Source organism: Devosia sp. Micro-HW1 (genome assembly GCF_056341075.1).
Genome location: NZ_CP094375.1, coordinates 1758126 through 1781743, shown reverse-complemented (window position 1 = coordinate 1781743; position 23618 = coordinate 1758126). Strand labels below are relative to the sequence as shown.

Genomic DNA, 23618 nt, shown 5'->3' with positions numbered 1-23618 from the left:
CCACCTAGCCTCCCCCTGCAGAAGGGGGAGGGACCGATCCAGTATGGCGCGGGACCGGTTGCTAACTCGATGTACCCCTCCCCCTGCAAGGGGGAGGTTGGGTGGGGGTTCTTACCCATTTCGAATCACTAGCTTCCTGAGCCGAGGCAAAATCTCCTTGGCATAGAGCCCCAGGAACCGGCTCTGGTCAGTGCCCGGTGCGTGGAAGACCAGGTGGTCGAAGCCGTAGTCGATATAGGTCTTTATCTGCTCGACATGCTCGTCCGGGTCGGACGAGACGATCCAGCGCTTGGCCACCCGTTCGATCGGCAGGGCATCGGCGAGGCGTTCCATTTCCTCGGGATCTTTTACCGAGTGCTTTTCCTCGGCCGATAGCGAGAGGGCGGCCCAGTTGCGGGTGTCGTTGAGGGCGCGGTCGAGATCGGTGTCGAAGGAGACTTTCACCTCGATCATGCGCTCGAAGGGCTTTGCCTGGAGGGCACTTTCGGCGCGGCCGACCTCGACATTGGGCAGCAGCTCATCGACGTAGAGCGAGGCGCCCTTGCCCGAGGTGCAGATGAAACCGTCGCCGGCGCGGCCGGCATATTTGGCGTTGAGGGGGCCGCCGGCAGCGATGTAGATCGGAACCGGCTCTGACGGCTTGTCATAGATGGTGGCGCTGACGGTCTTGTAATAGTCGCCCTCGAAGGTGACGCGGTCCTCGCTCCAGAGCTGGCGGATGAGTTTTACCGCTTCGCGCAGGCGCGCCGAACGCTCCTTGAGTTCAGGCCATTCCATGCCGGTGGCGGGCACTTCGTTGAGGCCTTCGCCCGTGCCGACGCCGAGGATGACGCGGCCGGGGAACATGGCCCCCATAGTGCCGAAAGCGTGGGCCACGACCGTGGGATGCAGGCGGAAAGTGGGTGTCAGCACGGAGGTGCCAAGAATGACTTTTTCGGTGCGCGCCAGCACGGCCGACATCCAGCCCGGGGCGAAGGGGGCATGCCCGCCAGTGTGTTTCCAGGGCTGGAAGTGGTCGGAGACGAAGACGGAGTCAAAGCCCGCCTGTTCGGCCTCGATGGCGAAGCGCAGCAGATCATTGGGTCCGAACTGCTCTGCCGAAGCCTTGTAGCCGAAACGCATGATCCATTCCTCTCCCTGCGATATTTGATCGTTTGGTCAAAAATTGGATTTCGTCAAGGGCGTTTGTGTCATCTCACGCCACCCTGGCACGCGTCGATGGCACAATGTTGAAATTGGTGTTGAAGACATTGTCTGGATCGTAGCGCTGCTTGAGGTCGCGCAAGCGCGCCAGCGTCGGCGGCGGGAAGGCTTCAAGCAGCCGGTCAGGATGCGTATCGGTCTCGAAGTTGAGATACATGCCGTTGAGATGCGGACGCAGGGGCGCCCATATGGCGTTGAGCCGCGCCTCGGTCCCTGAAGTCGCCGCGGCGTTGAGCGAAAAATTCTGGCTGCGATGGGCATAGGCCACGGCATCGGCGGGCAGGTCGTTGACGGCGCCGCCGACGGCGCGAAATTGCACCATGGAGCTGACGCGCTGGGCAAGAATTTCGGCAACGGCGTCGCCGATCGCGGGCGTGATGTGATCGACAAGGCCCGAGCGGCCCGAAAGCGCACTGCCACCACCCTGCGCGCCACCCTGCCAGGGTACGAGAGCAGCATAGGGCGCGATATGGGCCTGTTGCTGGACGAGGGGTCCGGCGTTCCCGAGTGGCGTCAGGGCTTCGGCAGCGGCGTCTACATCGTCGCCCGCATAGACCGAGACGGCCTGCGCCATCGGGTTGCGCTGGCCGGGGACGAGATAGAGGAAACTGGTGATCTCGCGCGGCGCGGCCTCAACCAGTCTCCCCCAGTTCTGCACCAGCGCACTGGCATCGCTGGCGTCGAACACCTGGACGGCGCGAATGACATTGCCCAGTTCCGCGGCCTCGAACTCGAAGGCGGTGACCACGCCGAAATTACTTCCGGCGCCCCGGATCGCCCAGAACAGATCCGGCTCGGTCCGGGCATCGGTGCGGACGATGCGTCCATCGGCGAGAACCACTTCGGCGGCCACGACGTGGTCGATGGTGAGGCCATGCTTGCGGGCAAGGAATCCGAGCCCGCCCGAGGTGGCGAGGCCGCCGACGCCGACATCGCCATAATCGCCCGAACTTATGGCGAGGCCATGCGGCGCCAATGCTTCGGCCACCTGGCCCCAGCGGGCGCCTGGCCCGACGCGGACCAGGCGCTTGCTGCGGTCGAGGACGGTGATCGTGTCGAGTTTTTTGAGGTCGATGACCACGCCGCCCTCATTGGTGGAACGGCCGGAAACGCCGTGGCCGCCGCTGCGGATGGCGAGGGGCACGTCCTGCCTGCGGGCGTAAAGGATGGCCTCGGCGACGTCTTCGGCGGAGGCCGGCTGCAGGACGAGGCCGGGGCTGCCTGACCAGATATAGGTGTGGCGGACAGTGTGGTAGTGGCGATCGCCGGGCTCGATGGCGCTGGCGGCCAGGGCCGGGGGCAGGGTGTCATAATCGATGCCGGACGCGCGCTGCGCCTTGACGGCGGCCGAGCGGCCCAGCGGGGCGCTCACCGCCGGGTCGGCCTCGCGCGCCTTGGCCACGGCGGCGCGCACGGCGGGGGCGATGTCCTGGCCCAGCGTCCGGAACAGGTCGGGGTCCTCGCTGGCGACGATGAAGGTCGAAAAACCATGTTCGAGCGCGAGGGCGGTCAACTCGTCGACCCACTGGCTGGCCGGGCCATTGAGAAAGCCCTCATTGCTGGCGGCGAGACTGACGCGACCGAGATTGAGCAGGCGCCGAATTTCGCGCGGATCGCGTCCGGCGGCAAAGGCGCCTTCGTCGATCAGCCGATTGGCGGCGGCGATGCCGGGCTCCTTGATATAATCGTAGCTCGGCAGCCAGCCGTCGGCCTTGGCGCCGGTCAGCGTCAACATGCGTGGCTTGTAGGCCCCCAGCCAGATGCCGATGTCATGGGCTGGGGCCGGACCGGCGCGGACGCCGGGAATGTCGTAGGCCTTGCCCTTGTGCTTGAACATCTTGCCATCGCCCTTCCAGACGCCGTGCAGGATGTCGATGGCTTCGCCCAGGGCCGTGATGCGTTCGCCGGTGGTCATGTCAGGCCCGCCCATGGACTTGATCGCGTCGCCAAAGCCGCCGGCGCCAAGGCCCATTTCAAAGCGGCCGCCCGAAAGCAGGTCGATGCTGGCGCCCATCTTGGCGAGTACGGCCGGCGGGCGCAGTGGCAGGTTGGTGACATTGGCCGCAAGCTTGATCCGCCTGGTGCGGGCGGCGACGAAGCTCATCAGCGTGTAGATGTCGAGAAAGCCGGGATTGTAGGGATGGTCCTGGTACGTCACGAGGTCGAGGCCCGCGGCTTCAGCTTCCTGGGCAAGAGCCACGACCTGCTCAGGCTCCTGTGCTGATGGCATGGCGAAGACGCCGAATTGCAGGTCGTGTCCATAGTCGGTCATTGTTCGTGCCTCTAGTTACGAATAGTAACCTGTATATGGGCGAGAGGTTCTGCAGGCGCAAGCAGGCACCCGCCAAGAGGTGAGGCACAGGCAGGTAACCGCGAAATCTTTGACCAGACGGTCGAAAATGGCTAATGGCACGGCCAGACAAGAGACGAGACCAATGACGATGAAAGTCATCTTCGACACCGATCCGGGCATCGACGACGCCATGGCGCTGCTTTACCTCAGCAAGCTGCCGCAAATCGAGCTACTGGGCATTACGACCGTGGTCGGCAATGCCGATCTCGATACCACGACCCGCAATGCGCTGTTCCTGCGCGAGAAGTTCGGCCTCAAGGCCCCGGTCGTGCGCGGTGCCGGCAAGACGCTTGATGGCGTCGACAAGGCGGAGCCGGTGATCGTCCACGGGCTCAACGGGCTGGGCGAGATCGACATTCCCGCTGTCGACGAAAGCGGCCTGAGGGCGGGCGAGGCCAGCCAGTTCATCATCGACACGGTGCGCGCCCATCCGGGCGAAGTGACCATCATTGCGGTCGGTCGCATGACCAATCTGGCCCTGGCATTGCGCGCCGATCCCGAGGTCGCAAAACTCACCAGGCAGGTCATCATCATGGGCGGTGCCTTCGGCTATGAGGGCCGCAGCGGCAATGTCACCCCGGTCGCCGAAGCCAATATCCACGGCGACCCGGTCGGCGCGGATGAAATCTTCGCCGCCGAATGGCCGGTGGTCGTGGTCGGGCTCGACGTCACCCATGACATTATCCTCGACACCGACTATCTCGCGGCCCTGTCGCGCGAGGTGGGCGAGAACGGCGAATTGCTGCGCCAGATGTGCGACCACTATGCGCGCTTCTACAAGGAGATCATGGGCCTTTCCGGCGTCGTCGGGCATGACCTCCTGGCCGTGACATACGCACTCCACCCCGAATGGTTCGAAACGCGCCGTGGTCCGATTCTGGTTGTGCGGGACGGCATTGCCGTGGGCCAGACCATCCAGATGCCCGAGACGCGCAAGGGCGGCCACCCCGACTGGGCCAACCGGCCCGTGCAGACCATCTGCATCGGCGTCGAGGCCGAAAAGGTGCTGACCCACTTCCGGCAGACTGTCGCCAGTTAGCTTCAAATTATGGTGTGCCCGGCGGGTCCGGGCGCATTTTCTCTTCACGGGAATCTACGTAGTGTCCTCGCGTCTGGGAGGGCGCCGTGGTGAGCAGTAACGAGGATAGGCCGGGCTTTGGCGAGGGGGCGCAGCGCGCCTTTACCCTCGATGATGCGGTCGTCTTCCGCCGGCTGATGCTCGACATCTACAACCACTGCTGTGCCCTGACGGGGGGAGCGCTCAGCGCCGGCCCCGACGAAGGTCTCGACGTCTTCCTGTTTCAGCCCCTTGCGCACGGCGGGTCGATGACCCCGGCCAATGCGCTTGTGGTCGACCGGGCTGCGGCCAGTCTCCTCAAACAGGGACTGGTCCTCGTCGACGACGACTATGTCGCCTTCTTGCCCCATCCCGAGATTGCCGGTCCCGCATTCGACGCTGCGTCGTCGTCGGGGCGACGACTGCACCTGCCCGATAGCGTTTCCATGTGGCCCGACCGGGCGATGCTGGCCTATCATCGGAGCCTGTTCCGTACGCAATAGAGACGTGCGTAACTGGCGACGCAGGATGGAAAATCGGGGCAGAGGGGCGCAAGAATGCGCCGCTTCCATTCCAGTATCCGGATCCATCATGCCCTTTCCAGATCTCGTCCATCCCGCCCTCGGTGCCTATGAAAGTACCGTGACCATGCCAGACGACTTTGCCAGCTTCTGGCAGTCGACCCTGGCCGAGACGCGGGCCGTTGGCGGCGCTGTGAGCATTGTGCCGGCCGAGACGACGCTGAAGACGGTGGAAGCCTTCGATGTGACATTCCCCGGCTTTGGCGGCCATCCGATCAAGGGCTGGCTGGTGCTGCCAAAAATGCGCGAAGGGCGCCTGCCGCTCCTCGTGCAATATGTCGGCTACGGTGGCGGTCGCGGTTTTCCGCACGAATTGCTGCATTGGGCGTCGTCGGGCTTTGCCTATTTCCGCATGGACACGCGCGGCCAGGGCTCGGGCTGGAGCACCGGCGCGACGCCAGACCCGGTCGGTTCAACCAGCCAGATCCCGGGTCTGATGACCAAGGGCGTGCTCGACAAGGCCGACTATTACTATCGACGGCTGTTCACCGATGGCGTGCGGGCCATCGATGCGCTGATCGATCAGGATTTCGTCGATGCCGACCGGGTTGCCGTGTGCGGCGGGTCGCAGGGCGGGGGTATTGCGCTGGCGGTGGCGGGCATCGATCCCAGGGTCAAGGCGGTGATGCCCGATGTGCCCTTCCTCTGCGATTTTCCCCGCGCCACCCGTACCGCCGGTCGCGACCCCTATCTCGAGATCGTGCGGTTTCTCGCCCAGCACCGCGACAAGAAGAGCCAGGTGTTCGACACTTTGCGCTACTTCGACGGCGTCAACTTTGCCCGCCAGAGCAAGGCTGCGGCCTTGTTCTCGGTGGCGCTGATGGACGATGTCTGTCCGCCTTCGACCGTCTATGGCGCCTTCAAGGCCTTTGCCGGCGTCGACAAGACCATCGTCGACTACGAATACAACAACCACGAAGGGGGCCAGGCTTTCCAGGATCGCCAGCAGATGGCGTGGCTGACGCAAAAGTTCGGGGTCTGATACAGGAAATTTGATGAGTGGAGCCGGAACCGGTTTTCCGACTCCACCGTTGCCCGGCCATCGTCAAAATCCATAACAGGAGCTGGAGACAAATGGCTGAGAAGCAACTGGACGACCTTTTCCTCGATACGCTCAAGGACATCTATTATGCCGAGCGGCAGATCCTGAAGGCTCTCCCGAAGATGGCCAAGGCGGCCACATCGCCCGAACTCAAGGCCGGCTTCGAGCAGCACCTTGCAGAAACCGAAGGGCAGGTGGAACGCCTGCAGCAGATCTTTGAAATCCTTGGCAAGCCGGCTCGCGGCAAGACCTGCGACGCCATCCTCGGCATCATCGAGGAAGGCAAGGAAATCATGGACGAATACAAGGGCACAGCGGCCCTGGATGCCGGCCTCGTGTCGGCTGCACAGGCGGTGGAGCACTACGAGATTGCCCGTTACGGTACCCTCGCCACCTGGGCCAAGCAGCTCGGCCATACCGATGCGCTGAACCTCCTGCTCGAAACGCTCAAGGAAGAAGAAGCGACCGATCAGAAGCTCAGCCAGCTGGCCAAGGCTTCGGCCAACATCAAGGCAGCTGCCTGATCGGTCCGAGGTGCGGCGGTGTTGAAGAACACGGCGCTGGCCGAACGTATGCGCCAGACAGCCTATTTCATGTGGGAGCAGGACGGCCGCCCGGAGGGCATGGCCATGGCCTATTGGCTGCGCGCCAAGGAGGGTCTGCTCCGGGAAGTGGCCTATGACCGCTGGCTTGCCGAAGGCACGCCACCCGGTCGCTCCGACCAGCACTGGCACGATGCCGAACGCGAACTGGACGAGAAATGAGAACGGGCCCCAACAGGGGCCCGTTTTTTTAGGGATCGTGTGTCTTGATGGGCCGGGCCCTCCGAGCGTAGCTCTCCGGGCCTGATCGCCTAAAAACGCTCCACTGGAGCGTTTTTGCTGCCGAAGGCAGCCGGCGATCAGTCCTTGGCGCGTTCGACGTAGGAATTGTCTTCCGTCAGGATGACAATGCGCACGCCGGCATCGATATGCGGCGGCACCATGACGCGCAGGCCATTGTTGAGCACGGCGGGCTTGTAGGATGAGGAGGCCGTCTGGCCCTTCACGACCGGCTCGGTCTCGACAATCTCGAAGGTCATGCGCTGGGGCAGTTCCATGGAGAGGGCGATGCCTTCATGGGTCATCAGGTGCACCTTCATGCCATCGGAGAGATAGGCCTTCTGGTCGCCGATCACGTCGTCACCGACGACGAGCTGTTCGTAAGTGGTCGGTTCCATGAAGTGGTGGCCTTCGACGTCCGAATAGAGATAGTCGTATTCACGATCATCGACATCGGCCTTTTCGACCATTTCCACGGTGCGCCAGCGGCCGATGACCTTCACGCCATCGGAGATGCGGCGCATGGTGACGTTGGTCACCGAATTGCCCTTGCCGGGATGAACGTTTTCGGCGGTGAGCACGACGTGGAGGTTGCCGTCCTGCTCGACCACATGGCCCTTGCGCAGGGACGAGGCGATGACCTTGACCATAATTCTTCCTTGTTCGTTTCGCTGGCGCGGTCTAGAGGCAGGGCCGTCCGGGCGCCGGTATTCGTATCTGTGGTGCGCCCGATACAGTATTCCGCGCCCTTTCGCCAGACCGGACCGCAAGAAACCCGCACAATGAGCGCTTCTGACACATCGCCCTGGTGGCATCCCGAGCGCCATGCCGACCGCCGGCCGGCGCTGCTGGCGCGCGCGCGCCTCGAGGCCGCCGTGCGCCTCTGGCTCTTCGAGCGCGACTTCCTCGTTGTCGACCCGCCCGGGTTGCAGCGCTCGCCGGGGAACGAAACACACCTGCATGCCTTTGGCACGGAAATGATCGGCAATGATGGGCAGGGGCAGGTCATGTACCTCCATACCTCGCCCGAATTCACCATGAAAAAGCTGCTGGCCGCCGGCGAAACCCGCATTGCCAGCCTGCAGCATGTCTGGCGCAATCGTGAGCGCAGCGCGCTGCACCACCCCGAATTCACCATGCTCGAATGGTACCGGGCGGGTGAGCCCTATGAGGCGATCATTGCCGATACGCTGGCGATTATTCGCCTTGCCGCCGAGGTGACCGGGATAAAACAGTTCGAATTTCGTGGCCGGGTCTGCGATCCGCGTGCCGAGGCCGAGCGCATCAGCGTCGCCGATGCCTTCCTGCGCTATGCCGGGATCGACCTGCTGGCGACCATGGATGCCGACGGCGTGCCCGACGATGGGGCGCTCGCGACGCAGATGGAAAGCATCGGCATGACGCTGCCCGAGGACCGGCGCTGGAGCTACCTGTTTACGCATATCCTCGTCGAAAAGGTCGAACCGGAGCTGGGCAATGGGCGCGTCACCGTGCTCGACCGCTATCCCGCCTGCGAGGCGGCGCTGGCGCGGCGCGTGCCCGGCGATGCCAGGGTGTCCGAGCGGTTCGAGGTCTATGCCTCGGGCGTGGAACTGGCCAACGGGTTTGGGGAACTGACCGACGCGGCCGAGCAGCGCATACGCTTCGAAGGCGAAATGGACGAAAAGCAGCGCCTCTATAGCGAGCGCTATCGGATCGACGAGGATTTTCTCGCGGCGCTCGACTTCATGCCCGAGGCCAGTGGCGTGGCGCTGGGATTTGACCGGCTGGTCATGCTGGCCACTGGCGCGCAACGGATCGAGGCGGTGCTGTGGGCACCGGTGGCGGAATGAGCACGGCCAAGGTACCCCTCACCCGTCTCGGCCTGCGGCCGATCCACCCTCTCCCGCAAGGGGAGAGGGGGAACTCCACTCCTGAGGCTGCACCGAAATTCCCTTCTCCCCTTGCGGGAGAAGGTGCCCGAAGGGCGGATGAGGGGTTGCGATCCATCAAGTCGGTCGATGGCCTTGTCTCTGCCGGTCTGGTGACGGAGGAGGGAAACCTCGCCGCTGTCGCCGAAAGATATGCCATCGGCATCACCCCCGCCGTGCTCGACCTGATCGATCCCGCGGACCCCGACGATCCGATGGCACGCCAGTTCGTGCCGACCGCTGCCGAGCTGGTCACCACGCCCGATGAGCGCGCCGACCCGATTGGCGACCTTGCCCATTCTCCGGTTGAAGGCATCGTGCATCGCTATCCTGACCGGGTGCTGCTCAAGGCGGTGCATGTCTGCCCGGTCTATTGCCGCTTCTGTTTCCGCCGCGAAATGGTGGGGCCGCAGGGGCTGGGCACGCTGACCGGGCCGGAACTGGATGCCGCCATCGACTATATCGCCAGCCATGCCGAAATCTGGGAAGTGATCCTCACCGGCGGCGATCCGCTGGTGCTCTCGCCGCGCCGTCTGCGCGATCTGATGGAGCGGCTGGCCGGCATCAGCCACGTGAAAATCGTGCGCTTCCACACCCGCGTGCCAGTGGTCGAGCCGGAGCGGATCGACGACGCCATGGTGGCGGCGCTGAGGGCGGCCGGCAAGACCACTTACCTCGCCGTCCATGCCAATCACCCGCGCGAGTTTTCGCCAGAAGCGCGGATGGCATTCAGGCGCCTGTTCGAGGGTGGCATTGCGCTGATCAGCCAGTCGGTGCTGCTCAAGGGCGTCAATGACGATGTCGAAACGCTGGCGGCGCTGATGCGCGGCTTTGTCGAAAACCGCATCAAGCCCTATTACCTGCATCATCCCGACCTGGCGCCGGGCACCGGGCATTTCCGCGTCAGCATCGAGGAGGGGCAGGCTCTGGTGACAGCCCTGCGGGGCCGGATCTCGGGCCTTTGCCAGCCGACCTATGTGCTCGACATTCCCGGGGGGCACGGCAAGGCCGATATCGGCGCGGCGTCAATCGCGGGACGCGATGGGTGCTTTACCGTGCGGGACTGGCAGGGCGGGGAACATGATTATCGGGGGTGAGCCTTCACCTCTCCCTTTGGGGGAGAGGTCGGCGCAAAGCGCCGGGTGAGGGGGCCTTGCAGAATTGGGTGAGGGAAGGCCCCCTCACCCGACCGAAGACGGTCGACGTCTCCCCCAAAGGGAGAGGTGAAGAAAGCTCAATCCACCACGCGTGGATCGACGTCCTTGGAATAATCCACGCCACCGACCGCGAAGCCGAAGAGTTTCAAAAACTCGGTCCGGTACTTGGGCAGGTCCGCAAGCTCGGCAAGGTTTTCGGTGTCGAGAATTTCCCAGCGCTTCTTCAGTTCGGCCTGCATGGCCTCGGACAGTTCCCAATCGTCGACACGGATGCGCTCGGCTTCGTCGAGGACGATCGTGCCCTGAAGCTTGTCCCGGAACAGGCGGTCGATCTGCTGGATCGGGCCTTCGCCGAGACCCATCTCGTCTTCGACCTTGATCAGGAGCGTGCCATAGAGCGGCACGACCGGAATGGCGGAGCTGGCCTGCGTGACGACGGCCTTGAGGGCGACGACATGGGCGGCATTCTCGCCATGCTGCGCGCGGATGGCTGCTGCGGCGCGGTCGAGATCACCCTTGGCCTTGCCCAGAGTGCCCTTGTGATAGATCGGCCAGGTCAGCTCGCTGCCCAGATAGGTGTAGTTGAGCGAGGTGAAACCGTCTGCCAGGACGCCGGCTTCGCCCAGGGCCGCGATCCAGAGTTCCCAGTCCTCGCCGCCCATGACCTTGACTGTGGCCGCAGCCTCTTCCTCGGTGGCCGGCTCGACGGTGACGGTCGAGACTTCGCCGGTGCCGGTATTGAGGGTCTTCGACGAGACCTGCGACCCATAGGGCTTGATGGCCGAACGATAGGTGACGCCGTCCTTGGGGTCGGTGCGAACCGGGGAGGCCAGCGAATAGACGATGAGGTCGACCTGGCCGAGGGTTTCCTTGATGGCTGCGATGGTCTGGGCCTTCACCTCATCGGAAAAGGCGTCGCCTTCGACGGTCACGGCCTTGGCGCCGGCAGCACGGGCCCGGTTTTCAAAGGCGCGGTTATTGTACCAGCCAGCCGAGGCAGGCTTGGTTTCGCCCGGCTCGCGCTCGAAGCTGACACCCACCGTATCGGCACCGGAGCCGAAGGTGGTGACGATGCGCGAGGCAAGGCCATAGCCCGTGGAGCAGCCGAGCACGAGCACGCGCTTGCGGTCGGAGGGGATCGGCCCCTTGATCACCACATGGTCGATCTGGCGCTGCACATTGGTGGCGCAGCCAGTGGGATGAGCGGTGGTGCAGATAAAGCCGCGGATTTTTGGCTCGATGATCATGGGATTTTCTCCTCGTGTTCCTTCAGCCAATAGCCCGGATGGTGGCCAAATTCCAGCGGCAGACCGATGTTTTGCCCGCTCCCTTGACGGGAGTCAGCATCGGCCTATATGGTTCGTTAGTGAAGTAATGAACCAATGAGGCGAGCGTGTTCAGCGACAACGTTCCGATATACCGGCAGATCGGGGATCGCATCCGTGCCGACATCGTGACCGGCACGCTGGGCGCCGATCAGCAGGTCATGTCCACCAATCAATACGCGGCCTTTTACGGCATCAATCCGGCCACCGCTGCCAAGGCTTTCCAGGAGCTGATCGACGAGGGCCTGCTCTACAAGCGCCGCGGCGTCGGCATGTTCGTCAGCCCCGAGGCCCAGGCCAAGCTGCTGGGTGAACGGCGCGAACAGTTCTTTGCGGCGCATGTGGCGCCGATGATTTCAGAGGCCAGGGTGCTGGGCATATCGCTCGACCAGGTGGCCGACCAGGTGCGCGCTGCCGCGCAATCGACCAAGAAGGATCCGTCATGACCCTTTCGCTCGACATCCAGAATCTGACCATGCGCTTCGGCGACGTGACGGCCGTGGACAATCTCTCGCTGCGGCTCGAAGGCGCCGGCATTTGCGGCCTACTAGGCCGCAATGGCTCGGGCAAGACCACGCTGCTGGCGGCCGTCGCGGGATTGCGCAAGCCCGATGGCGGCGCCGTGCTGGTCGATGGCCAGCCGGTCTTCGAGAACGAGGCCGCGACCAGCCGCATCTGCCTCATCCGCGAGAGCGGCGACACCGTCGACGGCACCGAGTCGATCGGCTATGCGCTCGAATTTGCCGCCGACATGCGGCCCAACTGGTCCGAGGCGCTGGCAGGAAAACTGCTGGAAAAATTCCGGCTCGACCGAAAGAAGAAGATCGGCGCGCTGTCGCGCGGGCAGCGTTCGGCGCTGGCCTGCACGCTCGGCCTCGCCGCCCAGGCGCCGCTGACCATTTTCGACGAGGCCTATCTGGGCATGGATGCGCCGACCCGCTACGCCTTCTACGAGGCGTTGCTGGCCGACTACATGGACAATCCGCGCCTCGTCGTCCTGTCCACGCACCTCATCGAGGAGGTGGCGCGGCTCTTCTCCGACATCATCGTCATCAACGATGGGAAACTTGTGCTGCGCGAAGAGGCAGAGACCCTGCAGGCACGCGGCGCCACGCTGGTCGGCCCTCGCGAGGCGGTCGACCGGGCCACTGCGGGCCTGCGCGTACTGTCAACCCGGGACCTTGGCCCGACCCGCTCGGTGGCCATTTACGGCGACATTGATGTCGCGACCGAACGGGCCCGCGCCGAAAGCCTCGAGCTGGGCGGACTGCCCATCCAGGATATTTTCGTTCACCTCACCGCCGAGGGAGACAGGTCATGACCTCCACTTCGCCCCGCCTGCCGAAGGGCTTTGCCGTATTTCCCCGACGCCTGCTCACCGAGCAGGGGCTATTTGCCGCCATGGTGTGGGCCGGCTTTTCGCTGGTCATGCTCGTCATCCCGATTGTCGTGTCGTTCTTCCGGCCCATCGAAGTCAGTGGCTGGGTGTTCGGCCAGTCCATCGCGCAATGGTATGTGCTGGCCATCGGCTGCTATGTCGGCTGGCAGTATTTCGAGCTGCACGTGACCCATGGGCAGAGCCGGGCCAGCTATCTCAAGTCGGCCTTCACCTTCGTGGTGCTGTTTGCGGCCATTGTTGCGGCGCTCTGCGCCGTGACCTTCTGGCCCGAGGCGCTGATCTACAACCTGGCCGGCTGGCCGCAGGCAGTGGACGGCTCGCGCCTCTATGACTCGCCGCTCGATTTCCCGATGGTGTTCCTGCATGGCTGGCTGACTTTTGGCCTCTGGGGCGCGGGCGGTCTTTTCCTCGGCGTTGCCTGGTACCGCAATTCCGTTATCGGCAGCTTCGGCATCCCCTTTGCTTTCGCGCTGAGCTGGGTAGCGGGCGTGGGCATGGCCAGCACCGACGGGCCATTGCAGTTCCTCGTCCGCGAGGGGGTCGTGCCCAGCGAACCCAATGCCCTGCTGGCCACCGTGCTGTTCAGCGCCTGCGTTGCCGTGCTCTTTGCCGCCACCTGGATCTGCGGGCGCGACGTGGCAATCAGAAAGAAGGCGGCTTAGCCAGAGCCCCGCGTCACCTCACCTCATTCCTTCTCATCTCAGATCGCTCCACTGGAGCGATCTGCCCTTCGGGACGGATCGAAGCCCAAAAGCTCAATCCACCTTGGCCGGCCCTGCCGGGAAAATCCCCGACATGACGGTAAAGCCCGGCACGCGGCGGACGCGGTCGGTCCAGCGGCGAAGGGCGGGATAGTCCTGGCGCGAGATGCCGCCTTCTTCGGAGAGCATCACATAGGGGAAGCAGGCAATGTCGGCGGTCGTGGGATGGGCGGGGGAACAGAGCCAGTCGCGGCCGGCCTTTTCACCAAACCACAGATGTTCGTCCATCAGCCGGAAAATGCGGTGCGCGCCCTTCTGGCTTTTTTCGACGTCGAAATCATAGTCATAGCCCAGCGCCAGGCGGGCGGCTGAACTGGTGGCAGTGATGTCATCGGCCACGGCGTGCCAGCGCAGCACTTCGGCCGTGATGGCGGGATCGTCGGGAAACCACTGCCCCGACGTGTCGTATTTTTTCGCCAGGTAAGCCAGGATGGCGCCGGAGTCAGAGAGGACGAGGTCGTCGTCCTTGAGCACCGGTAGCTGGCCGAAGGGGTTGAGGCGCAGGAACCAGTCGGCCTTGTGCTGGCGGCCAGGGAAAAAATCCACCGGCACGATGTCGTAAGGCAGGTTGAGGATGCTCATCAGCAGCCGCAACTTGTAGCAATTGCCCGAGAGTTCGAAGTCGTAAAGGGTGATGGTCATGATCGTGTCTTTGCCCCGATGCGCTCCCTCCCCCTTGTGGGGAGGGCTGGGGTGGGGGTAGGCCGCGAACGCGGAGTGTGTGACTCACCCCCACCCTCATTCCCTCCCCACAAGGGGGAGGGAGGCGATGGGGCGATGAGATCGTTGATTGGAAGCATCATCAGATATCCAGCACCAGGCGCGCACTCTTGGCCCGGCTGACGCAGGTCATCATGCAGGTGTTGGAGGCCTTCTCGGTCTTGTTGAGATAGACGTCCTGATGGTCGACCTCGCCTTCCATCACCGTGGTCAGGCAGGTGCCGCAGGCACCCTGTTCGCAGGATGACGGTACGGTCAGCCCCGCCTCGCGCATGGTTTCGAGAATGGTCTTGCCGGCGGGGACATGCAGGGTCATGGCCGAGCGCGCCAGTTCCACATCGAAAGCGCTCGAGCTGTCGATGACCTTGTCGTTCTGGAAATATTCGAAATGCACGGCCTCGTCGGGCCAGCCGAGTTCTGACGCCACTTGCTGCACCATTTCGAGCATGGCGCCGGGGCCGCAGATATAGACGTGGTTGGCAAACTGATAGGGACCCATCACCGCGGCGACCTTGGCTCGGATGGCGTCGCGGGAGAGGCCGGTATGCCGCTCGACATGGCCATGCAGCACGCCCAGTTCGCTGCTGAAAGCGGCGCTTTCATCGCTGCGGGTGAAGTAGTGCAGCTCGTAATTGAGGTTCGACTTGTCAAGGAAGCGCGCCATGGAGAGGAGCGGGGTGATGCCGATGCCGCCGGCAATCAGCACCGTGCGGGTGGCGTCGCGGCGGAGCGGGAAATTGTTGCGCGGCTCGGAAATCTGCAGGAGGTCGCCCTCGCGCACGGTTTCCACCAGCACCTTGGAGCCGCCCTTGCTGGCGCTCTCGGCCTTGACGCCGATGACATAGCGCGACAGGTCGCCCGGACCATTGGTGATCGAATATTGCCGCACGAGGCCATTGGGCAGGTGCACGTCAATATGGGCGCCAGGCTGGAAGGTCGGCAGGTGCTTGCCGTCGCGGTCGGCCAGTTCGAAGCCGATGACGCCATCGGCGCTCTGCCATTTGCGCTTCACGACAACCGTCAGAGTAGTGCCCCGCGGCACGGCAATGTCGGGCATCGTGGAGAGGTCGGCCGAGACCTTCTCATAGACGGGCTGCAGCGGCTCCGGTGCTGGCTTTTTCGCGGCAGCGCGTTCCAGTCGGTCGCGCAGCTTGGTCAGGAGTTCGTTGTAATGGCGGAGCGTCGCCACTTCGTCTTCCGGCTTTTGAGGCAGCAGGCCCCTGACGACGGCGCGACCGGCATCGACCGGCTGCACAAACCAGGTGACGCCGCCAACACGCACCACCATGGCGGGCAGGAGTTCGGCAGGCTCGTCGTCGGGCGCAAAGCGCGCCAGAGCAGCCACGACATCCTCAGGCGCGGCATTGACGGGCATGGCGCGCAGCGCGAACCAGTCATGGCCGTCGGCGCCGGGGAAGGGCGCATAGGGCTGGTCGTCATTGGCGGCCGACCAGATGAGACCGAACGCTTCGCGGATCGGGTATTTGCGGTTTTCGATGCGGCGGGCCGGGGCGTCGGCGGGGTGGGCCGGAATATAGGTGCAGCCGGCCGACTGATTGGCATAGCGCCAGCCGTGATACTGGCATTTCAGCTCCTGGCCCTCATTGATGCCGATGGAAAGCCGAACGCCGCGATGCAGGCACCGGTTCTCCCACACATTCACATTGCCATCGTCGGCGCGCCAGACCGCGAGCTCGCGGCCCAGGAGCTGGCCCTGATAGACATGGCGGAAGGGCAGGTCCGCGCTGGAGGCGATGGGATACCAATTGGGGTCGGAGAGACTGAGGGGCATGTCGATCAGATCCGCTGTTACGAGATCGCGCCACGATCGAAGTCTAAGCTAGTCGTAGTCCTGGCGTACGGGACCCTGACTCCCTCTCCCTTGGGGGGAGGGTTGGGGTGAGGGGGCCTTTGGCACGCGCCGGATTGAGGAAGGCCCCCTCACCCGGCGCTTCGCGCCGACCTCTCCCCCAAAGGGAGAGGTGAAGAACGTCAGCTCGCCTGGGGAATCACCCCATAGGTAATCCCCTTCTGGCTCAGCCAGCGGCGATAGGCGATGGCGCTCTTGTCGGCGCGGATCGGGGTTTCCGAACGCGGGTCGAGCGGCAGGCGCTTGGGATACTGGTTTTCGAGGATCGGCTTGTCCTGGCCGAAAATGGTCTGCTGGAAGCGCCGGAGATCGGTAATGGTCGAGGTCGAGTCGATCATCGATTGCAGGAGATGGGCGCGGCAGCGTTCCTCGGTCATGGGCTGGAGGAAAATGCCGATGACGTCGCGGCGGCTCTCATCCTCGGGGCAGGATTTGTAGAGCACCGAGCAGAATGGGTGCGGCACGCGATAGACATATTCCACTTCCATCGCCGTCGTCGCCGACTTGGCGGCCATGGGCTGGATGAAGCGGCATTTGGTGGCCAGAACCTCGTCGCGCTCCTCGGAGACCTCGACGTCATATTCCTTGACCTCGGTATGCGGCTCGGACCCGAGAATGTCGGTATGAACATAGGGGAAATGCCCCATGTCGAGGAAGTTTTCGACGGCGCGCGGCGCCGAGACATGGATGCCGATGGAGCCGCAGCTCATGTTGACGCGGTCGGGCTCGGCATATTCGGGAATGGGGAAGAGCTCGGCATCGGGCGTGCCGAGGCAGGTCCATGTGTAGCCATAGGCCGTACGGACCGGCAGGCGCTCAATCACGCTGTCGGCGTCGATCTCGTCGCCATTCTGTTCATGGCTGCGCAGCCAGACAACCGGCTCGCCATCGCTGCCGCGGGTCAGCGCCAGGCGCGTATCGAGCAGCAGCGTGGTTTCAACAAGGCCAATGGGCAGTTCATCAGTCGCAGCGACCACGTGCCAGAGATTGCGCGTAATCGGATCGAGGTTTTGGGGCATGAGGCAGTCTCAACTTTGTGCCGTAAGCATAGCCCCATCGTCGCGACGTGCCAGCATAAAGTTGCAGCATGGGCCATGCGTCGCAGGCATGGGCCTGTTCTTTGTGTGTGAGCCTCGGCCATTCCCCCATCGTCATCACCGGGCTTGTCCCGGTGATCCAATAGATGGTCACCGCGTGCCGGAAGGTGGATTGCCCGGACGAGCCGGGCAATGACGAAGGATGGATGGCTTGGAGCGAACGGAGATTCCCGCTTTCGCGGGAATGACCAGGTGGCTAGAAAGCCCAGGGAGGAATGACATGTACCAGGACGATCATACACCGCGTTTTCCCGCAGAGCTGCTGGCCGACCGCGTCGAAGTTCGCCTCGCCGAAGCGGCGGCGAGTGCGCCGTCGCGCGCGGCGGCGATCCGAGCCATGTTGCATGCCTCGCTTGTCGGCGTCGACAGCCATGGCGTGCGGCTCGTGGCGCATTATTGCAGGATGCTGGGCGGCGGTCGCCTCAACAAGGACCCGCAGCTGACAGTGGAAAAGCGCGGCGCGGGCAGTGCCACGGTCCATGGCGATGACGGGCTGGGGCACTATGCGGCCTACAGGGCCGTCGAGGTCGGCATGGAACTGGCGCGCGAAGCCGGTGTCGGTGCGGTGGGGGTGAAACACTCCTCGCATCTGGGCGCAGCCGGCGCCTATGCGCTGGCGGGAGCGGAACAGGGTTTTGTCACTTTCGCCACCACCAATACCGACTCTGTGGTGGCCCTGTTCGATGGCGCGCAGAAATTCCACGGCACCAATCCGCTGGCCTTTGCGGCGCCGGTGCCGGGGCAGAAGGCGTGGCTGCTCGACATGGCGACCAGCTCCATTCCCCTCAACCGGGTGATGCTGCATCGCTCGCTCGACAAGCCCCTGCCGGAAGGCGTGGCAGCAACGCCCGACGGCGAACCGACGACCGATCCGCATGCGGCCGAAATGCTGCTGCCGCTGGGCGGGGTCGATTATGGCTACAAGGGCGCCGCTTTGGCCGGGGTGGCGACCCTGTTCTCGGCGCTGCTCAACGGCACGACGCTCGATAGCGATTTCTTGCCCATGTATGGCGGCGACGATATTTCGACGCCGCGAAACATGGGGCATTTCGTGCTGGTCATCGACCCCGACAAGTTCGCCGGATCGGCCGTTTTCGGCGCTGCCATGCTGCAGTATCTGGCGAGCCTGCGTGGCTCGGCGGCGCGCGACGGCGGCAAGGTCATGGCGCCCGGCGATCGCGAGTGGGCGGAGATGGAGGACCGGAAAGCCAGGGGCATTCCGGTCGACCCCGATACGGTGAGTTTTCTCGGGCTTTAGGCCCCCCTCACCGGGTCAGGGCAAGCGGATGAAGAAGCGGCCGCCTACTCGTCAGCCTCTTCATCGGGCGGCGTGTATTCGGCTTGCTTGCCGACAAGCGCGTCGCCCTCGATTTCGAGCCCGATCACCGCGCTGCCGCCCGTTGGGCAGCAATTGCCGTCATCGGCGTGCCAGAGCGAGGTGCGGGCAATATAGCCCGACCAAGGGTTGGAGAAATCGAACTGGACACCCTTCCAGATTTCGAGCCCTTCGGGGAGTTCCACGCCATCCAGCCAACTGCCCATGTCGATCGGGGTCCAGGTCGCGCCGTCCTGTTCCAGCCGGTAGAGGCGATCGGTGTTGAACACGCCGGTGCCCTGGCTATAGCCGGGGACGTGCAGGACATTGTCCTCGTTGAGCCGGGGCAACTGGAAATAGCCATCGAAGCCTTTGTCGAGCACGTTCCAGCCCTCGCCATCATGCGCGAACAGCACGAAGCCGCCGATCGTGCCATAACCGCCGGTCCCGGCCTGGGTCTGCCAGGCGATCAGCGGTTCGCCCTCGGCATCGCTAAAGTCGGCGCGGTTGAAATAGCCGGCCGTCAGCACCTTGCACTCGTCGAGCTCGGTTTCGAGGCAGGTGTCACCAATGGATTTGAGCGAGACCTGGGCGAAGGCGGGGGTGGCGAGGAGTGCGGTGAGCGGCAGCAGGCGGGCAAGGCGAAGCAGCATGGGATTTCCTCCGTCCGGGGCAGGGCATACTGCCGGTTTGGCCGAATTGTGTCAGCTCTGGCGATGGATCAGGAACGGACCGATAGCCTGCTCGGTGGCCATCATCTCGATTTTGTTGACGTTGACATGGGCGGGCAGGCTGGTGGCCCAGAAGATGCTCTCGGCAATATCTTCGGCAGTCATCGGCGTCATGCCGGCATAGACATTGTCGGCCTTATCCTCATCGCCCTTGAAGCGGACCACGGAAAACTCGGTCTCGGTCATGCCCGGCTCGATATTGGTGACGCGCACCTTCTTGCCCTGCAGGTCCGAGCGGATGGCGAGGGCGAAGTGCTTCACGAAGGCTTTCGAGGCCGCATAGACCGAGGCGCCGGGATAGGCATATTCGCCAGCCACCGAGCCAAGGGTGACCACATGGCCGCCGCCGCGGGCGACAAGGCCGGGCAGCAGCAGGCGCACGGTATAGACGAGGCCCTTGATATTGGTGTCGATCATCGTCTCCCAGTCGCCAAGATCGGTTTCGGCAGCCGGCTGCAGGCCGAGGGCGAGGCCGGCATTGGCGAGCACGATATTGATCTGGTCGAAGGGCGCGGGAATGGCGGCAATTGCCGCTTCCATGGCGGCACGGTCACGAACATCGAGCGGGATGATGTGGCAATTGTCGGGGCCCAGTTCGTCGCGCAGCGCCAGCAGCCGGTCCTCCCGGCGGCCGGTCGCGATCACCTTGCCGCCGGCGGCGACATAGCGGCGCGCGGCAGCGGCGCCGAAGCCCGAGGTGGCGCCGGTGATGAAGACGACGAAGCGGCTGGGATCGAGCAGCGAATACATGGCAAATCCATAGAGGGGGAAAATCCGATTGCAGGGTGGACCGGTGCCGTTGGGAGGTCAACCACTCCCGGGCCTTTGATTGGCCATGCCGGGCAAAGCTTGCCAACCTTACGAAGTGCTAACGTGAACCGATCGGCGGATCGGGTTATCGTCCGGACAAATCTGGATTCTTGCGGGACCTCATTGTTTTGAAGACTTTTGCGAAATTGCTCCTGACGCTCATCGTGCTGGGCGGCGCCGGGGCGGCGGGCTGGTGGTATTTCCTGGCTCCCAGCCAGGCGAGCACCACTCCCGATACCGTCAGCGTGGGGCGTGGGGACATCGAGACGACGGTCCTCGCCTCCGGCGTGCTGGAGGCCAGCGCATTGGTCAGCGTGGGCGCGGAGGTCTCGGGCAGCATCAAGGCTGTGCATGTCACGCTTGGCCAAGCGGTCAAGCGGGGCGACCTCATCGCCGAGATCGACAGTCTCAACCAGGAGAATGCGGTCAAGTCAGCCGAGGCCGCGCTGGCCGGCATCGAGGCGCAGATCCGCAACCAGCAGGCGAACCTGGTCACGGCTAAAGCCAGCCTTGTGCGCCAGCAGCAGCTCAGCGCCAGCAGTCTCGTCTCGCAGACGGCGCTGGAAACGGCCCAGGCCGCGGTCGAGCAAGGCAATGCCCAGATCGACCAGCTCAATGCGCAACTGGCCCAGGCCGAGCTGACCGTCGAATCGGCCGAACTCGACCTGTCTCGCACCCAGATCGTCGCCCCCGCCGATGGCACGGTCGTGGCGCTGCTGGTGGAGGCCGGGCAAACGCTCAACGCCAATTCGTCGACCCCGACCATTGCCAAGATTGCCAATCTCGACACCATGGTCATCAAGGCGGAGATTTCCGAGGCCGATGTGGTCAAGGTGAAGCCGGGCCAGAAGGTCTATTTCACCATTCTGGGCGAGCCGGATGCGCGCATCGAGGCCACCCTGCGCGAAATCGAACCGGCGCCGACCTCGATTGCCGACGAGACCGCCGCTTCGGGCGGCAGCGCAGTCTATTACAACGGCCTCTTCGAAGTGCCCAATCCCGATCACCGCCTGCGCATTTCCATGACCGCGTCGGTGACAATCGTGCTCGACGAAGCGCGCAACGTGCTGACGCTGCCCTCGACGCTGGTGTCGCGGCGCGGCCCGGATGGTGTTACCGTCATGGTCTATGACCCCGACAGCGAGCAGGTGCGCCCGGCGCAGATCGAAGTGGGTCTCAACAACAATATCACCGCCGAGATTGTCTCGGGGCTCGAAGAGGGCGATCAGGTCGTCAACGCCACCGGCGCCCGCCTTGGTGGCGCGGGTGGTCAGGGCGGCGGTCCGCGCGGGCCGGGCGGCATGGGTATTGCCATGCCGAGGGGTGGCGGTTGATGAACCGCCCCTTCAGTCCCCGGGAGAGCGCCGGCGCCAGGGCCCAGCTCGACCAGCCGATCATTTCCATCTCCGGTCTCGTCCGCCGCTTTCAGGCGGGTGGGGAAGCGGTGGCGGTGCTGAAGGGCGTCGATGTCGACATTCATCGCGGCGAGATGGTGGCCATTATCGGCCAGTCCGGCTCCGGCAAATCGACGCTGATGAACATTCTGGGCTGTCTCGACCGGGCCAGCGAGGGCACCTATCGCTTCGCCGGGCGTGATGTCAGCAAGCTCGATGCCGATGAACTGGCGGCTTTGCGGCGCGAGCATTTCGGTTTCATCTTCCAGCGCTACCAGCTGCTGCCCGATCTCGATGCGGTCGAAAATGTCGAAGTGCCGGCCATCTATGCGGGGGCCGATGCCAATGCCCGGCGCGAGCGGGCCATTTCCCTGCTGACGCGACTGGGCCTTGGCGAACGGCTCGACCATCGTCCCAATGCGCTTTCCGGCGGCCAGCAGCAGCGCGTCAGCGTCGCGCGGGCGCTGATGAATGGCGGCGAAGTCATCCTTGCCGACGAGCCCACTGGCGCGCTCGATTCACGCTCGGGCAAGGAGCTGATGGCGCTGCTCAAAGAGCTGCATGCCGACGGGCACACCATCATCCTAGTCACCCATGACCAGAATATTGCGGCGCAGGCGGAACGTGTGATCGAGATCGCCGATGGCGAAATCGTCGCTGACCGGCACACTGTCGAGCCACGGCGCTTTCCCGCGACGGCTCCTCAGATCAAGCCGGCGGCGAGCTGGCGGCGGGGCCTCGACAGCATGGGCGAGGCGCTGCGCATGGCCTTGCGGGCGATGGGCGCCCACAAGCTGCGCACCTTCCTCACCATGCTCGGCATCATCATCGGCATTGCCTCGGTGGTCTCGGTGGTGGCGCTGGGACAGGGCAGCCAGCAGACCGTGCTCGAAAACATCTCATCGATCGGCACCAATACGATCAATGTCTATCCCGGTTCAGGCTTCGGCGACATGCGCTCCGGCCGGGTGCGGACGCTCCGGGCCACGGATGCCGAGGCGCTGGCCGATCAGCCCTATGCCGATAGCGTCACCCCGCAGGTCAGCTCCAATGCCACCGCGCTCTACCGCAACACCGCCACCAGCGCTTCGGTGACCGGCGTTGGTGCCGATTATTTCCAGGTCAATGGCCGCACTTTTACGGCCGGCTCGGGCTTCGGGCAGGAGAGCATTGACGCCATGGCGCAGGAGGCGGTGATTGACCAGAATGCGGCCACGGCCATCTTCACCAATGGCGAGGACCCGGTGGGTCAGGTCATCATGCTGGGGAAGGTGCCGGTGCGCATCATCGGCGTCGTCGCCGCCTCGACCGGCTTTGGCGGCGGTCGCGACAATGCCAATGTCTATGTGCCCTATACATCGGCGATGAGCCGGATCCTGGGGCAGAGCTGGCTCAATTCCATCGCCGTGCGGGTCAGCGATGGCTACGATACGGCCCAGGCCGAGGCCGAGATCACCGCGCTGCTGACCGGCCTGCATGGCGGGACGCAGGATTTCTTCCTGCAAAATACCGATACGATCCGCGAAACCATCCAGTCCACCTCGGCGACGCTGACCGTGCTCATTTCCACCATTGCGATCATCTCGCTGGTGGTTGGCGGGATCGGGGTGATGAACATCATGCTGGTCTCGGTTTCCGAGCGGACCAAGGAAATCGGTATTCGCATGGCCGTCGGCGCGCGCCGCAGTGACATTCTCAGGCAATTCCTGATCGAAGCCATCCTTGTCTGTTTTGCCGGTGGCGCGGCCGGCGTGGCGCTGAGCTTTGCGCTGGGCCAGGGGCTCACCACAATCGTGCAGGGCGCGCGGCTCGCCTATTCGACCGAGTCGATCATCCTCGCCATCGTCTCGGCCAGTGTCATTGGCGTGGTCTTCGGCTTCATGCCGGCCCGCTCGGCATCACGGCTCGACCCGGTCGAGGCGCTGGCAAGGGAGTAGTCCTTCATCCCCTCTCCCCTTGCGGGAGAGGGACAGCAATTCTGCGTTCAGCAGAATTGCAGGGTGAGGGGTTCCTTCCACGCACTGGTGCGGGGAGAGTGCAGTGACCCCTCATCCGCCCTTCGGGCACCTTCT

General features: G+C 64.1%; 22 protein-coding genes. 13 read left to right on the top strand and 9 right to left on the bottom strand.

What is annotated here, in order from left to right:
• Nucleotides 1-111: 111 nt before the first annotated feature.
• Together fgd and MQW79_RS08485 are read right to left on the bottom strand one after the other, a co-directional pair.
• Entirely contained in the window at nucleotides 112-1122 is a 1011-nt protein-coding gene (gene fgd, locus MQW79_RS08490; protein ID WP_476587984.1) for a glucose-6-phosphate dehydrogenase (coenzyme-F420), read from the bottom strand.
• Nucleotides 1123-1195: 73 nt separating this feature from the next.
• Nucleotides 1196-3475, bottom strand: coding sequence for an LLM class flavin-dependent oxidoreductase (locus MQW79_RS08485; protein WP_476587983.1), 2280 nt, complete (start codon nucleotides 3473-3475; stop codon nucleotides 1196-1198).
• Nucleotides 3476-3638: 163 nt separating this feature from the next.
• Here MQW79_RS08485 and MQW79_RS08480 point away from each other — a divergent pair, with 163 nt between their 5' ends.
• From MQW79_RS08480 to MQW79_RS08460, 5 genes are all read left to right on the top strand, one after another.
• A complete protein-coding gene (locus MQW79_RS08480; protein ID WP_476587981.1) occupies nucleotides 3639-4595 on the top strand; it encodes a nucleoside hydrolase in 957 nt (318 codons plus the stop codon).
• Between the two features lie 86 nt (nucleotides 4596-4681).
• Nucleotides 4682-5116, top strand: a complete 435-nt coding sequence (locus MQW79_RS08475; RefSeq protein WP_476587980.1) for a hypothetical protein — start codon at nucleotides 4682-4684, stop codon at nucleotides 5114-5116.
• Between the two features lie 88 nt (nucleotides 5117-5204).
• The gene (locus tag MQW79_RS08470; RefSeq protein WP_476587979.1) at nucleotides 5205-6176 is read left to right on the top strand and encodes an acetylxylan esterase; all 972 of its coding nucleotides are present in this window, start codon (nucleotides 5205-5207) and stop codon (nucleotides 6174-6176) included.
• Nucleotides 6177-6268: 92 nt separating this feature from the next.
• Entirely contained in the window at nucleotides 6269-6760 is a 492-nt protein-coding gene (locus MQW79_RS08465) for a YciE/YciF ferroxidase family protein (RefSeq protein WP_476587978.1), read from the top strand.
• A gap of 18 nt (nucleotides 6761-6778) precedes the next feature.
• A complete protein-coding gene (locus MQW79_RS08460) occupies nucleotides 6779-7000 on the top strand; it encodes a DUF2934 domain-containing protein (protein ID WP_476587977.1) in 222 nt (73 codons plus the stop codon).
• 137 nt (nucleotides 7001-7137) lie between these two features.
• Here MQW79_RS08460 and efp read toward each other — a convergent pair whose 3' ends face one another.
• On the bottom strand, nucleotides 7138-7707 hold the full coding sequence (gene efp, locus MQW79_RS08455) for an elongation factor P (protein WP_476587976.1): 570 nt from the start codon (nucleotides 7705-7707) through the stop codon (nucleotides 7138-7140).
• A 132-nt stretch (nucleotides 7708-7839) separates the two neighbouring features.
• Between efp and epmA the strand changes: the two genes are divergently transcribed.
• Both epmA and MQW79_RS08445 read left to right on the top strand, forming a co-directional pair.
• On the top strand, nucleotides 7840-8889 hold the full coding sequence (epmA, locus tag MQW79_RS08450; RefSeq protein ID WP_476587975.1) for an EF-P lysine aminoacylase EpmA: 1050 nt from the start codon (nucleotides 7840-7842) through the stop codon (nucleotides 8887-8889).
• A gap of 146 nt (nucleotides 8890-9035) precedes the next feature.
• Nucleotides 9036-10064 carry a lysine-2,3-aminomutase-like protein gene (locus MQW79_RS08445; protein ID WP_476587974.1) on the top strand — a complete coding sequence of 343 codons (1029 nt, stop codon included), beginning with the start codon at nucleotides 9036-9038 and terminating at the stop codon, nucleotides 10062-10064.
• A gap of 137 nt (nucleotides 10065-10201) precedes the next feature.
• Here MQW79_RS08445 and fabV read toward each other — a convergent pair whose 3' ends face one another.
• A complete protein-coding gene (gene fabV / locus MQW79_RS08440) occupies nucleotides 10202-11371 on the bottom strand; it encodes an enoyl-ACP reductase FabV (protein WP_476587972.1) in 1170 nt (389 codons plus the stop codon).
• A gap of 146 nt (nucleotides 11372-11517) precedes the next feature.
• Between fabV and MQW79_RS08435 the strand changes: the two genes are divergently transcribed.
• Genes MQW79_RS08435 through MQW79_RS08425 form a run of 3 tightly spaced genes read left to right on the top strand, consistent with a single transcriptional unit; the run spans nucleotide 11518 to nucleotide 13510 of the window.
• The gene (locus MQW79_RS08435) at nucleotides 11518-11895 is read left to right on the top strand and encodes a GntR family transcriptional regulator (protein ID WP_476587971.1); all 378 of its coding nucleotides are present in this window, start codon (nucleotides 11518-11520) and stop codon (nucleotides 11893-11895) included.
• Nucleotides 11892-12770 carry an ATP-binding cassette domain-containing protein gene (locus MQW79_RS08430; protein ID WP_476587970.1) on the top strand — a complete coding sequence of 293 codons (879 nt, stop codon included), beginning with the start codon at nucleotides 11892-11894 and terminating at the stop codon, nucleotides 12768-12770. The genes MQW79_RS08435 and MQW79_RS08430 overlap by 4 nt, the downstream gene beginning before the upstream one ends.
• Entirely contained in the window at nucleotides 12767-13510 is a 744-nt protein-coding gene (locus MQW79_RS08425; RefSeq protein ID WP_476587969.1) for a hypothetical protein, read from the top strand. The genes MQW79_RS08430 and MQW79_RS08425 overlap by 4 nt, the downstream gene beginning before the upstream one ends.
• 93 nt (nucleotides 13511-13603) lie before the next feature.
• Here MQW79_RS08425 and MQW79_RS08420 read toward each other — a convergent pair whose 3' ends face one another.
• The 3 genes from MQW79_RS08420 to MQW79_RS08410 form a co-directional block, all read right to left on the bottom strand.
• Nucleotides 13604-14251 carry a glutathione S-transferase family protein gene (locus MQW79_RS08420; RefSeq protein WP_476587968.1) on the bottom strand — a complete coding sequence of 216 codons (648 nt, stop codon included), beginning with the start codon at nucleotides 14249-14251 and terminating at the stop codon, nucleotides 13604-13606.
• 160 nt (nucleotides 14252-14411) lie between these two features.
• Nucleotides 14412-16121: a Rieske 2Fe-2S domain-containing protein gene (locus MQW79_RS08415; RefSeq protein WP_476587966.1), complete on the bottom strand. Its 1710-nt coding sequence runs from the start codon at nucleotides 16119-16121 to the stop codon at nucleotides 14412-14414.
• Nucleotides 16122-16321: 200 nt separating this feature from the next.
• The gene (locus MQW79_RS08410) at nucleotides 16322-17218 is read right to left on the bottom strand and encodes an aromatic ring-hydroxylating oxygenase subunit alpha (RefSeq protein WP_476587964.1); all 897 of its coding nucleotides are present in this window, start codon (nucleotides 17216-17218) and stop codon (nucleotides 16322-16324) included.
• A gap of 298 nt (nucleotides 17219-17516) precedes the next feature.
• Between MQW79_RS08410 and MQW79_RS08405 the strand changes: the two genes are divergently transcribed.
• Complete coding sequence (locus tag MQW79_RS08405; RefSeq protein WP_476587962.1) at nucleotides 17517-18554, top strand: Ldh family oxidoreductase; 1038 nt, start codon at nucleotides 17517-17519, stop codon at nucleotides 18552-18554.
• 44 nt (nucleotides 18555-18598) lie between these two features.
• On the opposite strand, the gene MQW79_RS08400 is transcribed toward MQW79_RS08405, so the two are convergent.
• Both MQW79_RS08400 and MQW79_RS08395 read right to left on the bottom strand, forming a co-directional pair.
• The gene (locus MQW79_RS08400) at nucleotides 18599-19264 is read right to left on the bottom strand and encodes a hypothetical protein (protein WP_476587961.1); all 666 of its coding nucleotides are present in this window, start codon (nucleotides 19262-19264) and stop codon (nucleotides 18599-18601) included.
• A gap of 51 nt (nucleotides 19265-19315) precedes the next feature.
• Nucleotides 19316-20092: an SDR family NAD(P)-dependent oxidoreductase gene (locus MQW79_RS08395; RefSeq protein ID WP_476587959.1), complete on the bottom strand. Its 777-nt coding sequence runs from the start codon at nucleotides 20090-20092 to the stop codon at nucleotides 19316-19318.
• A 206-nt stretch (nucleotides 20093-20298) separates the two neighbouring features.
• On the opposite strand from MQW79_RS08395, the gene MQW79_RS08390 reads away from it, so the two are divergent.
• Both MQW79_RS08390 and MQW79_RS08385 read left to right on the top strand, forming a co-directional pair.
• On the top strand, nucleotides 20299-21486 hold the full coding sequence (locus MQW79_RS08390; RefSeq protein WP_476587958.1) for an efflux RND transporter periplasmic adaptor subunit: 1188 nt from the start codon (nucleotides 20299-20301) through the stop codon (nucleotides 21484-21486).
• Entirely contained in the window at nucleotides 21486-23483 is a 1998-nt protein-coding gene (locus tag MQW79_RS08385) for a MacB family efflux pump subunit (protein WP_476587956.1), read from the top strand. Before MQW79_RS08390 ends, MQW79_RS08385 begins: the two co-directional genes overlap by 1 nt.
• Nucleotides 23484-23618: the final 135 nt, after the last annotated feature.

Bases quoted from the DNA above. Each gene is read 5' to 3' on its own strand.
- fgd (WP_476587984.1), bottom strand. From the start codon at position 1,122: ATGCGTTTCGGCTACAAGGCTTCGGCAGAGCAGTTCGGACCCAATGAT.
- MQW79_RS08485 (WP_476587983.1), bottom strand. From the start codon at position 3,475: ATGACCGACTATGGACACGACCTGCAATTCGGCGTCTTCGCCATGCCA.
- MQW79_RS08480 (WP_476587981.1), top strand. From the start codon at position 3,639: ATGACGATGAAAGTCATCTTCGACACCGATCCGGGCATCGACGACGCC.
- MQW79_RS08470 (WP_476587979.1), top strand. From the start codon at position 5,205: ATGCCCTTTCCAGATCTCGTCCATCCCGCCCTCGGTGCCTATGAAAGT.
- MQW79_RS08465 (WP_476587978.1), top strand. From the start codon at position 6,269: ATGGCTGAGAAGCAACTGGACGACCTTTTCCTCGATACGCTCAAGGAC.
- efp (WP_476587976.1), bottom strand. From the start codon at position 7,707: ATGGTCAAGGTCATCGCCTCGTCCCTGCGCAAGGGCCATGTGGTCGAG.
- epmA (WP_476587975.1), top strand. From the start codon at position 7,840: ATGAGCGCTTCTGACACATCGCCCTGGTGGCATCCCGAGCGCCATGCC.
- fabV (WP_476587972.1), bottom strand. From the start codon at position 11,371: ATGATCATCGAGCCAAAAATCCGCGGCTTTATCTGCACCACCGCTCAT.
- MQW79_RS08430 (WP_476587970.1), top strand. From the start codon at position 11,892: ATGACCCTTTCGCTCGACATCCAGAATCTGACCATGCGCTTCGGCGAC.
- MQW79_RS08425 (WP_476587969.1), top strand. From the start codon at position 12,767: ATGACCTCCACTTCGCCCCGCCTGCCGAAGGGCTTTGCCGTATTTCCC.
- MQW79_RS08420 (WP_476587968.1), bottom strand. From the start codon at position 14,251: ATGACCATCACCCTTTACGACTTCGAACTCTCGGGCAATTGCTACAAG.
- MQW79_RS08415 (WP_476587966.1), bottom strand. From the start codon at position 16,121: ATGCCCCTCAGTCTCTCCGACCCCAATTGGTATCCCATCGCCTCCAGC.
- MQW79_RS08410 (WP_476587964.1), bottom strand. From the start codon at position 17,218: ATGCCCCAAAACCTCGATCCGATTACGCGCAATCTCTGGCACGTGGTC.
- MQW79_RS08405 (WP_476587962.1), top strand. From the start codon at position 17,517: ATGTACCAGGACGATCATACACCGCGTTTTCCCGCAGAGCTGCTGGCC.
- MQW79_RS08400 (WP_476587961.1), bottom strand. From the start codon at position 19,264: ATGCTGCTTCGCCTTGCCCGCCTGCTGCCGCTCACCGCACTCCTCGCC.
- MQW79_RS08395 (WP_476587959.1), bottom strand. From the start codon at position 20,092: ATGTATTCGCTGCTCGATCCCAGCCGCTTCGTCGTCTTCATCACCGGC.
- MQW79_RS08385 (WP_476587956.1), top strand. From the start codon at position 21,486: ATGAACCGCCCCTTCAGTCCCCGGGAGAGCGCCGGCGCCAGGGCCCAG.